This is a genomic window from Variovorax sp. CAN15, from assembly GCF_030462475.1.
In the GTDB taxonomy this organism is placed as follows: Bacteria; Pseudomonadota; Gammaproteobacteria; order Burkholderiales; family Burkholderiaceae_C; genus Variovorax.
On sequence record NZ_JASMRZ010000028.1, the window covers coordinates 13,317 to 27,523 of the forward strand.

The window sequence follows — 14,207 nt, forward strand, 5'->3', positions numbered from 1 at the left end:
CATTTCAGGCGGTGATGCCTGCCGTGTTGACGAGGGGAGATGCGGTGTCCGCCTGCTCGGCGGTGCCGGCGGTATCCGCGACAGGGGGCGAGGCCGGGGAGGGCGCGTGCCAGGCCCGCAGCACCGCGTAGCTGCGCCACGGCCGCCACGCCTGCGAGGCCTCGCTGGCCGCGCGCGCCGTGGTCACGCCCAGCGCCTTCTGCAGCGCGACGTCGCCGGCCGGAAAGGCGTCGGGCCAGCGCAGCGCTCGCATCGCGATGTACTGCGCTGTCCAGGCGCCGATGCCGGGCAGTTCCTGCAGCGCGGCGATGGTGGATGGCACGTCGGCTCCTGCGTGCAGCGCCAGCTTGCCGGACGCCACTTCGCGGGCGATGGCGTGCAGTGCCGTCTGCCGCTGCCGCACGATGCCGAGCCGGCCTAGCTCGTCGCCGCTGGCGGCAGCGATGGCGGCCGGGGTGGGAAAGAGCCGGTTCAGCCCCTCGACGGGCGTGGCCAGCGTTTCGCCGAAGGCCTCGACCAGCCGCGAGCCCAGCGTGCGCGCCGCGGCCACCGTGATCTGCTGGCCCAGCACCGCGCGCACCGCGAGCTCGAAGCCGTCGACCGCGCCGGGCACGCGCAGTCCGTCGCCGTGCGGGAAGGCTGCATGCAGCGCCGCGTTGATCGCCATCGGCTCGGCGTCGAGGTCGAACAGGGCACGGGCGCGGCTGATGACGATGGGCAGCACCGCTGCCAGCGAATCGCTGACCGACAGCAGCATCTGCTCGCGTTCCAGGTCGAAGCGCAGCTGCAGCCACCCGGCATGGGACTGCCCGCCCTGCTGGATGCGCAGGGTGCGGGTCAGCTTCAGGTATTCGGGCGTGCTGCCCTTGGCGGGCTCCTTGCCGTCGGCCGTGGAGACGACCTCCACGCCGCGCAGCGCGCGCCGCGCGAAGAAGCCCAGCATGGCGTTGGCGTCATAGGGCGGGCGGAAGCCCAGCCGCACCTCGATGGCCTTGCCCTGGCCGCCACCGTTGTCGCCGGTGGCACCACCGGCGCGTCGCAGTGCGCTCGGATTCAGGCCGTAGTGCTCGAGGAAGGCCGCGTTGAAGCGCCGCACGCTGGCGAAGCCGCTGGCCAGCGCGACCTGCGTCATCGGCAGGCGGGTGTCGGCGATGAGCTGCTTGGCGGCCAGCAGGCGGCGCGTCTGCAGGTATTGAAGGGGCGAGACGCCGAACTGGGACTCGAAGATGCGCCGAAGGTGGCGATCGCTCACGCCCAGGCGCGCCGCGATCTGCGCGGCGCCGGGGCCGTCTTCCGACCATGCATCGGGCTCGTCGATCAGCCGGGCCGCCTGCAGCGCGAGGATGCGCGACGCGTCCTCGGTCGACCAGCTGGCCGAACGCGGCGCCAGTTCGGGCCGGCAGCGCAGGCAGGGGCGGAAGCCCGCGGCCTCGGCCTGTGCCGCATGGCGGAAGAACCGGCAGTTCTCGCGCCGCGGCAGCTTCACGCGGCAGACCGGGCGGCAATAGATGCCGGTGGATGTCACCGCGGTGAAGAACGACCCGTCGAAGCGCGCGTCATGCGTCTTCATCGCCAGGTAGCAGGCGTCGCTCTCGAGCGCTTCGGTGGAGTGGTGGTTGGCAGGCATGGAGAAATGATACGGTTTCGACTCGTTTCAACTGGCCGTTTCCGGACATGTGGGCCTCCAGAGGCTTGCCTACAATGGCCGGTTTACAAATCCATCAGGGAAACGCCTCTCCATGCAGCTCAGCGCGTCGATCTTCAAGGCCTATGACATCCGCGGCGTCGTGCCGGTCACTCTCGATGCGGAGGTGGCGGAAGCGCTCGGCAGGGCCTTCGGCAGCGCAGCCCGTGCAGCGGGCGAGAAGTCGGTGGCCGTGGGGCGCGACGGCCGCCTGTCGGGCCCGGCGCTGGCCGAGGCGCTGATCAAGGGCCTGGTGGCCACCGGCATCGAAGTCATCGACGTGGGCGCGGTCACGACGCCGATGCTGTACTTCGCGGCCCACACGTTGTGCAGGAGCGGCATCCAGGTCACCGGCAGCCACAACCCCAAGGACTACAACGGCTTCAAGATGGTGCTGGCCGGCCGCGCGATCTACGGTGACGAGATCCAGGCCCTGCGCAGGACCATGGAAGCCGGCACCGCCCAACTCGCCGAGGGCGGCAGCGTGCGCAAGGTCGACGTGACCGATGCATACATCAAGCGCATTGCGGGCGACATCAAGCTGGCGCGCCCGATGAAGATCGTGGTCGATTCGGGCAACGGCATCGCCGGCGCTTCGGCCCCGGCCATCTTCCGCGCACTGGGTTGCGAGGTGACCGAGCTCTACAGCGAGGTCGACGGCAACTTCCCCAACCACCATCCCGATCCGAGCAAGCCCGAGAACCTGAAGGACCTGATCGCGGCGCTGGCCACCGGCGACGCCGAACTGGGCCTGGCCTTCGACGGAGACGGCGACCGCCTGGGCATCGTCACCAAGGACGGCCAGAACATCTTTCCCGACCGCCAGATGCAACTGTTCGCACAGGACGTGCTCTCGCGCGTGCCCGGCGGCACCATCGTCTACGACGTGAAGTGCTCGCAGCGCCTGGCGCCGGCCATCGAGGCCGCGGGCGGCAAGCCGATGATCTTCAAGACCGGCCACTCGCTCATCAAGGCGAAGATGAAGGAAATCGATTCGCCGCTGGGCGGCGAGATGAGCGGCCACATCTTCTTCAAGGAGCGCTGGTTCGGCTTCGACGACGGCACCTACGCGGGCTGCCGCCTGCTGGAGATCCTGAGCAAGAGCCCGGACGCGAACGCCGTGCTCAACGCGCTGCCCACGAGCTTCTCGACGCCTGAGCTGAACGTGGCCTGCGCCGAGGGCGAGCCGCACGCGGTGGTCGACAAGCTGGTGAAGAGCGCTGCCTTTGCCGCCCCCGCCCAGGTTTCGACCATCGACGGCCTGCGCGTCGACTGGCCCGATGGCTTCGGACTGATCCGCGCATCGAACACCACGCCCGTGCTGGTGCTGCGCTTCGAAGGCCAGACCGATACCGCGCTCAAGCGCATCGAAGCCGAGATGCTGGCCCTCCTGAAAACCGCCAAGCCCGACGCCAGGCTGGCAGAAGCCGCCCATTGAACTGCTGACTGCCGAGCCCGTGCGTTCCCTGCTGCTGCGCCTCTACGGCGTCTTCACCACCGTCGTGCAACCGCTCGTGCGCCGCAAGCTGCGGCGCCGCGCGCAGGTCGAGCCGGGCTATGGCGTGGCCGTGGAGGAGCGCTTCGGCTACTACGATGAAGTCACCACCGGCCAGGCCCAGTGCTGGGTGCACGCGGTCTCGCTCGGCGAGACGCGCGCGGCCGCCATCCTGATCGCCGAGCTGCGCCGCCAGTATCCGGGCGTGCCGATCCTGCTCACGCACGGCACCGCCACCGGCCGCGAGGAGGGCGCCAAGCTGCTCGAGCCGGGCGACACGCAGGTCTGGCAGCCCTGGGACACGCCGGGCGCGGTCGGGCGCTTCCTGGACCGCTTCCAGCCGCGCATCGGCGTGCTGATGGAAACCGAGGTCTGGCCGGAGATGACGGCCGCCTGCGCCGAGCGCCGCATTCCGCTGGTGCTGGCCAATGCACGCCTCAACGAGAAATCGCTGGCCGCGGCCGAACGGCTCGCATGGCTGGCGCGGCCCGCGTACTCGTCCCTCACGGCCGTTTGGGCGCAGACCGAGGCCGATGCGCATCGGCTGGTGTCGCTCGGCGCCAAGGTGGCGGGCATCTACGGCAACCTCAAGTTCGACGCCACGCCCGACACGCGCCAGCTCGCCACGGCCGCTTCGCTGCGCGAGCGCCTGCCCAAGCCGATGGTGGTGCTCGCCAGCTCGCGCGACGGAGAGGAACGCATGCTGCTCGAAGTGCTCAAGCGCTTCGGCGCGACTTCGCCGGTGCCACCGGAGCAGGGCGCGATCCGCTCGATTTCCAAGCGCGTGCACGACGTGCAATGGATGATCGTGCCGCGCCATCCGCAGCGCTTCGACGAAGTGGCGGCGCTGATCGAGGCCGAGGGCTTCGCCGTGGCGCGCCGCAGCGCGGCGGGCCAGCCGGCCGAGGCTGAAATCTGGCTCGGCGACTCGCTGGGCGAGATGGCGCTGTACTACGGCCTGGCCGACGTGGCGCTGCTCGGCGGCAGCTTCGAGCCGCTGGGCGGGCAGAACCTGATCGAGCCGGCGGCCTGCGGCTGCCCGGTGGTCATGGGCCCATCGACCTTCAACTTCGCCGAGGCGGCGCAGCTCTCGCTGGCTGCCGGCGCTTCGCTGCGCGTCGAAGGCATGGAGCAGGGGGTGACGGCTGCATTGAAGCTGGTCGAGAACCCCGAGCGCCGCGCCACCATGGCGCAGGCCGCGCTGGCGTTCTCGTCGTCGAACCGCGGAGCGGCCGAGCGCACGGCCGCCGCGGTGCTCGCCATCGCGCAGGCTGCGGAGCCGGTGACGGCGAAAGGCGAGCCCGTTGACGAGGGTGAAGACCCGCCGCGCGCGGAACCCACGCTCGACTGAGCCTGTCTTGAATTGCTCCTTCCCCCTCTGGGGGAAGGCTGGGATGGGGGCTCGCGCCCAACGAGCCCTGTGAAGGGGGGAAATCCGCCGTGCCCCCACCCCGACCCTCCCCCGGGAGGGGAGGGAGAGAGACAACTGGCTCAGCGCACGGGCGGATTCACGATCACCGGCGGCACGGGTGCCGTCGGCATCGTTGGCGCAGGCGGACTGAACTGCGGCGTCTGCACCGGCGGGATCACCGGAATGCTCGGCGGCGTCACGGGCACCGCGGGCGTCGTCGTGCCGCGATCGGGCCCGATGGCCGGAGGCACGGCCGGCACGCTGCCGTTGCTCGCCAGCGTCGCGTTGATCGCGTTCATGTCGTCGACGGTCAGCGTGCCGTTGGCCTGGCGCAGCTTCAGGTTGCCCAGCAGCACGTTGTAGCGCGCCTGCGCGAGGTCGCGCTTGGTCTGGTAGAGCTGGCTCTGCGAGTTCAGCACGTCGATGTTGATGCGCACGCCCACCTGGTAGCCGAGCCGGTTGGCGTCGAGCGCGCTCTGGCTCGATGCCTCGGCGGCTTCCAGCGCCTTCACCTGCCCCGCGCCCGAGACGAGCCCGAGGTAGGCCGCGCGCGTGGCCTGCGCCACGCTGCGGCGCGTGCCCTCGAGCACGCTGCGCGACTGGTCTTCGAGCGCCAGCGTTTCCTTGATGCGGTTCTCGGTGGCGAAGCCGGCGAAGAGCGGCAGGTTGAAGGTGACGCCCACCGTGGCCGCGTTGACGCGCGTGCCCACGGTGCTGGTGCTGGTGCCGGTCGGGTTGCGCGTGACGTTGTAGCCCAGGTTGGCGTCCAGCGTGGGCTTGTGGCCGGCCTTGGCCTTGTCCACTTCGAGCCCGGCCACGTCGAGGCCCAGGCGGGCCTGCTGGATGGCGGGATGCACCTGGTCGGCCTGCGAAACCCATGCGTTGATGTCGGCGGGCGTCGCCGTCGGCAGCACCACGGGCACCGCGAGCGGCACCGGTACGCTGCCGGGGCGGCCGACCAGCTGGTCGAGCACCACCTTCTTCACCTGCAGGTCGTTCTCGGCGGCGATTTCCTGGGCGATCACCAGGTCGTAGCGGGCCTGGGCCTCGCGCGAGTCGGTGATGGTGGAGGTGCCGACCTCGAAGTTGCGCTTGGCAGAAGCCAGCTGCTCGGCCACGGCCACCTTCTGCGCGCGCACGAGTGCCAGGCTGTCCTGGCTCGCGAGCACGTCGAAGTAGGCCTGGCTCACGCGCACGATCAGGTCCTGCTCGGCGATGGTGAGCACCGCCTGCGCGATCTCGGCTTGGCGCTTGCCCTGCTCGTAGGTGGCCCAGTTGGCGGGGCGGTACAGCGGCTGCGTGGCGTTGATCCCGACGTTCTGCGTGTTGAAGTCGCGCGAGGCGGAGGTGCCCCGGCCGGTGCCCGTGAGGGTGTCGATGTCGAGGTCGCTGCGCGTCACGCCGGCCGTGAGCCCCACGGCGGGCAGGATGCCGGCCTTGGCCTGTGCCGCGCGCGCGATGCTCGCGTCGTACTGCGCTCGTGCGCCCTGGTAGGTGGCGTCGAAACCGCGGGCGGATTCGTAGAGTTCGTTCAGGGTCTGGGCCTGGGTCAGGGCCGGCGATGCGAGCAGGACTGCGAAGGTGGTTGCGAGCGCTGCGGAAAGAGGCGAAAGCCGGGGCCTGGAAGGCATTGAACGTCCTTGGGGAAAGAGAAAATCTTTTGGCGCGTGCTACGCATCGCTGCTCGCACCGGCCACATCGCGCCTGCATGGCAGGAAACGCGATGCCCCTTCCAGAAACGCCACGGAACCGGCTCTGCCGGGCCGTTGGCGTTGCCCCCTGAGAGGGGGTGGGAGAAGCGACACGAAGTGCGCGAATCCTGGGGGAGTCATCAGTACTTCGGGACCGTGGGGTCGTACGAGGACCAGGCGTCGATGCCGCCCGCCACGTTGGCGAGCTGGTCGAAGCCGTTCTGGTTCAGGAAGGCGGCCACGCGCTGGCTGCGCGCCCCGTGGTGGCACAGGCAGGCAATCCGGAGTTCAGGCTGGCCGTCACTCAGCTCGGCCAGCCGCCCGGGGATCTCGTTCATCGGAATCGCCACCAGGGTGAAGCCCTGGGGCGTGACGCTCGCCGTCTGCAGCTCCCAGGGCTCGCGCACGTCGAGCAGCACGGGGGTGGCCTCGGCGTTCTGTTCGAACCAGGCGGCGAGGTCGGCGGGGCGGACTTGGTCGATCATGCTCGGGTCAACCGTCTGCTCAGAAGGCGAAGCGCGAGGGCTCGGGGAAGTTCAGCAGGCGCGGCGCCATCGTGTCCCAGGGCTGGATGGTGTCCCACTTGCTTTCGCTGGTGCGGGTGACGAAGTGGGCGCGCATCATGGGCTCGTCGCCCACGATGGCCGAGAGGCGGCCGCCGACCTTCAGCGATCCCAGAAGGTTCTGCGGAATGCGCGCGACGGAGCCGCTGAGCACGATCACGTCGAAGCTGGGGCCGCTGGGCAGGGGCACGGAGCCGTCGGCATTGCGCACCTCGACGTTGGTCACGCCGTTGCGGCGCAGCGTCTCGGCGGCGCGGGCGGCCAGCACGGGGTTGATTTCGAGCGAGAGCACCTGCGCGGCGCGGGCGCCCAGCAGGGCGGCCATGAAGCCGGAGCCGGTGCCGATCTCGAGCACGGACTCGTGCTTCTGGATGTGCAGGTCCTGCAGCGTGCGGGCTTCGACCTTGGGCGACAGCATGATCTCGCCGGGCACGGAGCCGTCGAGCAGCGGCAGTTCCATGTCGAAGAACGACAGCGTGCGGTGCGCCTCGGGCACGTAGTCCTCGCGGTGGATCTGGGCCAGCAGCTCGAGGATGTCGTTGTCGAGCACGTCCCAGGGGCGGATCTGCTGCTCGATCATGTTGAAGCGCAAGCGCTCGAGGGTGGGGGTGGGGTTCATGGCGTGGCTTTCCTTGTGGGCTCAGGACAAACCTTCAATTTTAGGTGCCGCCGGTGACACCCCCGGTTCGGTCGGCCTTCCGGGGCGCACGCTGAGCCCGTTGATCACCACTTCGGCCTGGGTCGCCAGGTACTTTTCGGGGTCGAGCGCCGCGGCGCCGTCGACGCAGACCATGGCCGAATGCTTCCAGAGCATGAGAAAGACCATGGGCGCGACCACCGAGTAGATCGCGTGGTCGATGTCCATCGGCGCGAATTCGCCGCTGTCGATGCCGCGCTGGAAGATGCGCCGCAGCAGTTCGTGGCCGGGCCGGACCACCTGCTCGCGATAGAACTCGGCGAGCCCTGGAAAATTGGCGCCCTCGCTCATCATGAGCTTGGTCAGGCCCGAGGCCTGGGTCTTGCCGACGCGTTCCCACCACACGTTCATGCAGTAGCGCAGCATGTCGGCGGTGGTGCCCTCGAAGGCCTCGAACTCGGCGTTCCACTCGGTGAAACGGCCGCCGAGGTTCTCCATGACCACGGCCTTGAAGAGCTCTTCCTTGCTCGGAAAGTAGAGAAAGAGGGTGCCCTTGGAGACTCCGGCGCGCGCCGCGACTTCTTCCGAGCGGGTGGCGGCGAAGCCCTTTTCGACGAACAGATCGAGCGCGGCGGCCAGCAGTTCGCCGGGGCGCGCCTCCTTGCGGCGCTCGCGCTTGGCGCGTACCGGGCAGATCTTGTCGACGAAGGAACGGGGCGTGGACATGGGGTTAATGACTCGCGGGTTAGTAATGTAGTGGCCGACATACGTCACGTCAAGCCGCGACAATACCGGGCTCGCCTTTTCGAACCCCACCGGAGCTGCACCATGTCCACTTCCTCGCCGCCCACAGAAACCATCGTGCTGGGCGGAGGCTGCTTCTGGTGTACCGAGGCGGTCTTCGACCGCGTCCAGGGGGTGCTCGACGTGGAGTCGGGCTACTGCAACGGCCAGACCGTCAATCCGAGCTACGAGCAGGTCTGCACCGGCCGCACCGGCCACGCCGAGGTGGTGAAGCTCGAATTCGACCCGGCCCAGATCAGCCTGCGCGAAATCCTCGAGATATTCTTCGTCGTGCACGACCCGACCACGCTCAACCGCCAGGGCAACGACGTCGGCACCCAGTACCGCAGCGGCATCTACTACACCGACGATGCCCAGAAGCAGGTGGCCGAAGACGTGATCCGCGAGATCGAGGCCAGCAAGACCTATCACTCGCCCGTCGTGACCGAGGTGGCGCCGCTGGCCAACTATTCGACGGCCGAGGCCTATCACCAGGACTACTTCCTGAACAACCCGAACCAGGGCTACTGCGCGTTCGTCGTGGGCCCGAAGGTCGAGAAGTTCCAGAAGACCTTCGCGTCCCGTCTCAAGGCCTGAGCGGCCCGGAATCAGTTCCCCCGTGCACCTCGCCATCCGACAGTCCCGCCCCCGCTCGGCCCGCGCGCTCGCAGCCGTGCTCGCGGTCGCGCTGTGGTTCGCGGGCACGCTGGGGCTGATGCACCGTTCGCTGCACGTGCCGGGCCTGCCGGACGCCGCGGCGCAGGCCGCTCAGATCGTCCATAAGCACGCGGGCCATCACCTGGCCAACCTGTTCGGTGACCACACCGACGCCGAGTGCCGGTTGTACGACCAGCTCGCCCACGGCTCGGCCGCGCCCGGCGTACCGCTGGTGGTGCTGCCGGTGCTGCTGCCGTCGGCCACCTTCGCTTTCCTGCAGGGCGAGGCTCTCGCCCGCTGGGTCGCGCTCTTCGACGCGCGCGGCCCGCCTTCCACTCGCTGAATCCCCCTGTGTGCCGGCTGCTGCTGCACCCGCCTTGCGCGCGGTGGCGGCCGGTCGTCCCTTGATTCACCGAGTGTCCATTTCATGATCCCCAATTTCCGTCGCAACGCCATCGGCGTTGCCGTTCTCTCGCTTGCCTCCTTTGCAAGCATGGCCCAGACGCAGGCGCCCGATGCCGCACCGGCCCAACCCGCCGACGCCGCGAGCCTGCGCGAGATCACCGTCACCGGCAATCCGCTCGGCGCCTCCGACCTGATCGCGCCCACCTCCACGCTGTCGGGCGACAAGCTGCTGCTTCGCTCCCAGTCGACGCTCGGCGAAACGCTGGACAACGTGCCGGGCGTGAGCAGCAGCTACTTCGGCCCCAACGCCAGCCGGCCGATCATCCGCGGCCAGGACGGCGACCGCATCCGCATCCTGCAGAACGGCGGCGCCGCGCCCGACGCCTCCTCGCTGAGCTACGACCATGCCGTGCCCGTCGATGCGCTGGTCACCGAGCGCATCGAGGTGCTGCGCGGCCCCTCGGCGCTGCAGTACGGCGGCAGCGCCGTCGGCGGCGTGGTCAACGTGATCGACAACCGCATTCCTTCGGAGCCCGTCAACGGCTTCGGCGGCCGCGCCGACCTGGGCTATTCCACCGGCAACAAGGAGAAGAACGGCGGCGTGGTGGTCGAGGGCGGCAACGACCGCTTCGCCCTGCACGTCGATGCCTTCAACCGCGACTCGAAGGACGTCTCGGTGCCGATCACGCTCGAATGCAGCAAGCCCGGCTCGCCCTGGACGGCGCGCAAGATCTGCAACTCGGCCAACGAGGCCAACGGCGGCGCGCTCGGCGGCACGCTGTTCTTCGACCAGGGCTACATCGGCGCCTCGGTCAGCAGCTACCGCAGCAAGTACGGCACCGTGGCCGAGGACGACGTCACCATCAACATGAAGTCCGACCGCTACGCGCTGGAAGGCGAATGGCGTCCGGGCGGCTTCATCAGCAGCATCCACGCCAAGCTCAGCCACACCGATTACCGCCACACCGAGTTCGAGGGCGGCACGCCCGGCACCACCTTCTCGAACATGAGCAACGACCTGCGCATCGAGGCGCGCCACCAGAAGATCGGCAACTTCGAGGGCCTGGTCGGCTTCAGCAGCGAGACCAACCGCTTCGCCGCCGACGGCGAGGAAGCCTTCGCGCCGCACAGCCGCACGCGCTCCAACGCGCTCTTCCTGTTCGAGGAATACGGCACCTCGTGGGGCCGCCTGAGCTTCGGCGCGCGCACCGAGCAGGTCCGCATTCGTTCGCTGGGCTACCCGGACGATCCGACGGTCACGCGCTTCGCCATCGGCGAGCGCACCTTCAATCCGCACAGCGCGGCCTTCGGTGCGCTGGTGAATCTCGCGCCGCAGTGGCAGCTGACCTCGAACCTCGCCTACACCGAGCGCGCGCCCAAGGACTACGAACTGCTGGCCAACGGACCGCACGTGGCGACCGGCGCCTGGGAGGTGGGCGACCCGAACCTGAAGAAGGAGAAGTCGACCGGCTTCGACCTGGGCGCGCAATGGAAGTCGGGCCCCAACACGGCCCGCGTGAACGCCTACGTCACGCGCTTTCGCAACTACATCGGCCTGACCGCGACGGGGCGCAACCTCGACGAGGAGGGCAACGTGGCCGAGCCCGGCGCCACCGACACGCTGGCCGAGTACGTCTACGGCGGCGTGCGCGCGCGCTTCACCGGCATCGAGGCCAACGGCAACCTGCGACTGCTGGGCTCCGACGGCTTCGCGCGCATGGACGACGCGGGCACGCTCGACCTCGAGTGGCGCGGAGACATCGTGCGCGCGAAGAACCTCGACACCGGCGAGCCGCTGCCGCGCATCGCGCCGCTGCGCCTGGGCGCCACGCTGGCCTACAACAACGGCCCGTGGGGCGCGCGCTTCGGCTTCGACTACAACGCAGCCCAGCGCCGCGTGCCCACCGTGGGCGCGCGCGAGACCGATGCCTACACGCTGTGGAACGCCGCCATCACCTACCGCATGAAGGTGCAGCGCGCCAACCTCACCTGGTACGCGCGCATGGACAACATCACGAACAAGCTGGCCTACAGCGCGACCTCGATCCTGACGAGCACTGTGTATCCGAACGCGCCGCTGCCGGGGCGCACGCTGAAGGTCGGGCTGCGCGTGACGTTCTGACCGGTGCCTGTCTCCCTCCCCCTCTGGGGGAGGGCAGGGGTGGGGGCAGACGGCGTGTGATGAAGCTGCAACCTATGCATGCGCCGCGTGCCCCCATCCCAACCTTCCCCAGAGGGGGAAGGAGCAAGAGAGGAGAGTCCGTGGGCTATCCTCGCCCGGTGGATTCCTTCGTCATCTCCTCGCTCGTGCCCGTGGTCGTGCTCATCGCCGCGGGCTACCTGGCCGGCAAGCGGCGCTGGATCGGCGGCGGCGCGGTGAAAGATCTCTCCCATCTCATCTTCCTGCTGCTCGCGCCCGCGCTGCTGTTCCGCGCGATGAGCACGGTGCATGTCGAGCAGCTCAGCCTGAAGCCGGTGGCGGCGTACTTCGTCGCCTCGGGCCTGCTGTTCGCGGGCACGCTGGCGCTGCGCGGCTTCAACCGCACGGCAGCGGTGATCGCGTTGGCCAATACCTACAGCAACACCGTGATGATCGGCATCGCGCTGATCGGCCTGGCCTACGGCGAGGAAGGCATGGTGGTGCTGCTCACGCTGATCTCGCTGCATTCGCTGGTGCTTCTGACCAGCGCCACGGTGGTGCTGGAACTGGCCGTGGCGCGCGAGCAGGCCGGTGCGCAGAAGCGTCCCTCGATGGCCCGCACCGTGATGCGCGCGCTGCGCAACGCCATCATCCATCCAGTGCCGCTGCCGATCATCGCGGGCCTGCTGTTCGCCCAGACCGGCCTGGCCATGCCCGAGGCGATCGACAAGCCGATCCAGCTGCTCGGCCAGGCCTTCGGCCCGATCGCGCTGGTGATGGTGGGCATCACGCTCGCGCTCACGCCCATCGGCAGGCACTGGCGCAGCGCGCTGGTGCAGGCGCTGGTGAAGAACCTGTTGCATCCGCTGCTGGTGGCCCTCATCGGCTGGCTGCTGGGCGTGCGCGGCATTCCGCTCACGGTGATGGTTGTGGCGGCCGCACTGCCCATCGGTGCCAATGTGTTCCTGTTCTCGCAGCGCTACCGCACGGCGGAGGATCTGGTGACGGCCAGCGTCGTGGTGTCCACGGTGCTGGCGCTGGCCACGCTCACGCTCGTGATGATGTGCGTGCAGTGGCTGCCCTGAGCCCTTCGGTCCGCATCCCGTAGCTCCGGGCGCACTTTCGCCCTGGCCCGGCTGCAAGGGGTGCCTATGCCGTTCGGCAGGGTGGCCGTCTGGCGGGATGGCGCGCGGCCTTTTCGCACTTTCATTTGCCGGCTGATGCAACTGCCGGTGCAACACGAAGCAGCCGCCGCGCCCCGCGCCATCGAAGCGCTGCACCGAGATCAACATGCGCGCCGCCGTCGGACCAGGACATGAAGCTCTACCTCGAGCACCTGTCGATCGCCACCCTGCTGCAGGCAGCGACCGCCGCCTGCGAGGCTGGCCGCATGACCGAAGCGCTCCGCCGCTACGAGGCGATGCGCTTGACCGGCGCGTCGAATCCAAGGTCGTCGGTTGCGAGGCCTGACGACGATCCGCCTCAGGGAGCGAGACGCTCGCGCACCCAGTCCGCGCCCTCGAGCCGATAGCGCAGCCGGTCGTGCAGCCGGCTCTTGCGGCCCTGCCAGAACTCCCAGCGGTCGGGCACCAGCCGGTAGCCGCCCCAGTGCGGCGGTCGCGGTGGCGAGAGCAGGTGCTTGGCGGCATAGAGGGCCGCGTTCTTCACGAGCACGTCGCGGCCGCTGATCACTTCGCTCTGCGGGCTGGCCCATGCGCCGATGCGCGAATCGAGCGGGCGGCTCGCGTAGTAGGCGTCGCTTTCCTCGGCGCCGGCTTTCTCCACGCGGCCCTCGATGCGCACCACGCGCTCCAGCTCGACCCAATGGAACTGCAGCGACGCATACGGGTTGCCCGAGAGCTCGCGGCCCTTGCGGCTTTCGTAGTTGGTGTACCAGACGATGCCGCGCGCGTCGTAGCCCTTGACGAGCACGATGCGGCTCGACGGCCGAAGGTCGCTGCCCACGGTGCACAGGGTCATCGCGTTGGGCTCGGGCACCTGGGCTTCAACGGCCTCGGTGAGCCAGCGTTCGAACTGCTTCAACGGATCGTCGGCGCTGCGGGTCTCGTCGAGCTCGGCACGCTCGTAGCTCTTGCGCAGCGCGGCCAGCGCGTCTTTGGAAAGAGGGGAAGTCATGCCGGGATTGTTGCGCACATACTCGGCCCATGACGACGCAGAAGGCGAATTCCCCGGTGGTGATCGTGCTGGCCTCGGGCCGCGGCGAGCGCTTCATCGCGGCCGGCGGCACCGGCTCGAAGCTCAAGGCGCCGCTCGCGGGCAGGCCGGTGCTGGAACGCACGCTGGATGTGGTACGCGCCAGCGGGCTGCCCTGGCATGTGGAAGACGCGGGGCATCCCGGCATGGGCGACTCGATCGCGGCGGCCGTKCGCGTCACTTCCGGGGCGGCGGGCTGGCTGATCCTGCCGGGCGATCTGCCGCTGGTTCGACCGAGCACGCTTCAGGYCGTGGCGGCCGCGCTAGGCGGTGCGGTGAACGCCGTCCAGCCGCAGTACCAGGGGGAGCGCGGCCACCCGGTGGGCTTCGCCGCGGTGTGCGGCCCTGAGCTGGCGGCGCTGGAAGGAGCGGCCGGTGCGGCCTCCGTGCTGCGGGCGATGCGCGCAGCAGGCTCGGTCATCGATCTGACGGTGGACGACGTGGGCGTCGTCACCGACATCGACACGCCCGAAGCCCTGGCGCGGGCCGAGGCGCTGTGGCTGGCGCGCGAGGGCGCCTAGCCTTCT

Annotated in this window: 13 protein-coding genes; 7 read left to right on the forward strand and 6 right to left on the reverse strand. The window is 69.3% G+C overall.

The features are described 5' to 3' along the window. Nucleotides 1–4: 4 nt before the first annotated feature. Nucleotides 5–1,627: a DNA-3-methyladenine glycosylase 2 family protein gene (locus QMO14_RS18215; protein ID WP_301508827.1), complete on the reverse strand. Its 1,623-nt coding sequence runs from the start codon at nucleotides 1,625–1,627 to the stop codon at nucleotides 5–7. A gap of 112 nt (nucleotides 1,628–1,739) precedes the next feature. On the opposite strand from QMO14_RS18215, the gene QMO14_RS18220 reads away from it, so the two are divergent. Then, nucleotides 1,740–3,122, forward strand: a complete 1,383-nt coding sequence (locus tag QMO14_RS18220; protein WP_301508828.1) for a phosphomannomutase/phosphoglucomutase — start codon at nucleotides 1,740–1,742, stop codon at nucleotides 3,120–3,122. 19 nt (nucleotides 3,123–3,141) lie between these two features. Further along, entirely contained in the window at nucleotides 3,142–4,530 is a 1,389-nt protein-coding gene (locus QMO14_RS18225) for a 3-deoxy-D-manno-octulosonic acid transferase (RefSeq protein WP_301508829.1), read from the forward strand. Between the two features lie 140 nt (nucleotides 4,531–4,670). On the opposite strand, the gene QMO14_RS18230 is transcribed toward QMO14_RS18225, so the two are convergent. From QMO14_RS18230 to QMO14_RS18245, 4 genes are all read right to left on the reverse strand, one after another. Further along, nucleotides 4,671–6,221 carry a TolC family outer membrane protein gene (locus QMO14_RS18230; protein WP_301508830.1) on the reverse strand — a complete coding sequence of 517 codons (1,551 nt, stop codon included), beginning with the start codon at nucleotides 6,219–6,221 and terminating at the stop codon, nucleotides 4,671–4,673. A gap of 200 nt (nucleotides 6,222–6,421) precedes the next feature. Then, nucleotides 6,422–6,766, reverse strand: a complete 345-nt coding sequence (locus QMO14_RS18235) for a rhodanese-like domain-containing protein (RefSeq protein ID WP_301508831.1) — start codon at nucleotides 6,764–6,766, stop codon at nucleotides 6,422–6,424. A gap of 19 nt (nucleotides 6,767–6,785) precedes the next feature. Further along, nucleotides 6,786–7,463 (reverse strand): protein-L-isoaspartate O-methyltransferase, encoded by a 678-nt coding sequence (locus QMO14_RS18240; protein ID WP_301508832.1) that lies wholly within the window; start codon nucleotides 7,461–7,463, stop codon nucleotides 6,786–6,788. 21 nt (nucleotides 7,464–7,484) lie between these two features. After that, the gene (locus QMO14_RS18245; RefSeq protein WP_301508833.1) at nucleotides 7,485–8,207 is read right to left on the reverse strand and encodes a TetR/AcrR family transcriptional regulator; all 723 of its coding nucleotides are present in this window, start codon (nucleotides 8,205–8,207) and stop codon (nucleotides 7,485–7,487) included. Nucleotides 8,208–8,309: 102 nt separating this feature from the next. On the opposite strand from QMO14_RS18245, the gene msrA reads away from it, so the two are divergent. The 4 genes from msrA (at nucleotide 8,310) to QMO14_RS18265 (ending at nucleotide 12,551) form a co-directional block, all read left to right on the forward strand. Continuing rightward, the gene (gene msrA, locus QMO14_RS18250) at nucleotides 8,310–8,861 is read left to right on the forward strand and encodes a peptide-methionine (S)-S-oxide reductase MsrA (protein ID WP_301508834.1); all 552 of its coding nucleotides are present in this window, start codon (nucleotides 8,310–8,312) and stop codon (nucleotides 8,859–8,861) included. 22 nt (nucleotides 8,862–8,883) lie between these two features. Beyond that, nucleotides 8,884–9,264: a hypothetical protein gene (locus QMO14_RS18255; protein WP_301508835.1), complete on the forward strand. Its 381-nt coding sequence runs from the start codon at nucleotides 8,884–8,886 to the stop codon at nucleotides 9,262–9,264. An 84-nt stretch (nucleotides 9,265–9,348) separates the two neighbouring features. Next, entirely contained in the window at nucleotides 9,349–11,448 is a 2,100-nt protein-coding gene (locus QMO14_RS18260; RefSeq protein ID WP_301508836.1) for a TonB-dependent receptor, read from the forward strand. A 158-nt stretch (nucleotides 11,449–11,606) separates the two neighbouring features. Continuing rightward, entirely contained in the window at nucleotides 11,607–12,551 is a 945-nt protein-coding gene (locus tag QMO14_RS18265) for an AEC family transporter (RefSeq protein ID WP_301508895.1), read from the forward strand. 397 nt (nucleotides 12,552–12,948) lie between these two features. Here the strand turns inward: QMO14_RS18265 and pdxH are convergent, their stop codons facing one another. Further along, nucleotides 12,949–13,602 (reverse strand): pyridoxamine 5'-phosphate oxidase, encoded by a 654-nt coding sequence (gene pdxH, locus QMO14_RS18270; RefSeq protein WP_301508837.1) that lies wholly within the window; start codon nucleotides 13,600–13,602, stop codon nucleotides 12,949–12,951. 29 nt (nucleotides 13,603–13,631) lie between these two features. Between pdxH and QMO14_RS18275 the strand changes: the two genes are divergently transcribed. Beyond that, the gene (locus tag QMO14_RS18275; RefSeq protein WP_301508838.1) at nucleotides 13,632–14,201 is read left to right on the forward strand and encodes an NTP transferase domain-containing protein; all 570 of its coding nucleotides are present in this window, start codon (nucleotides 13,632–13,634) and stop codon (nucleotides 14,199–14,201) included. Nucleotides 14,202–14,207: the final 6 nt, after the last annotated feature.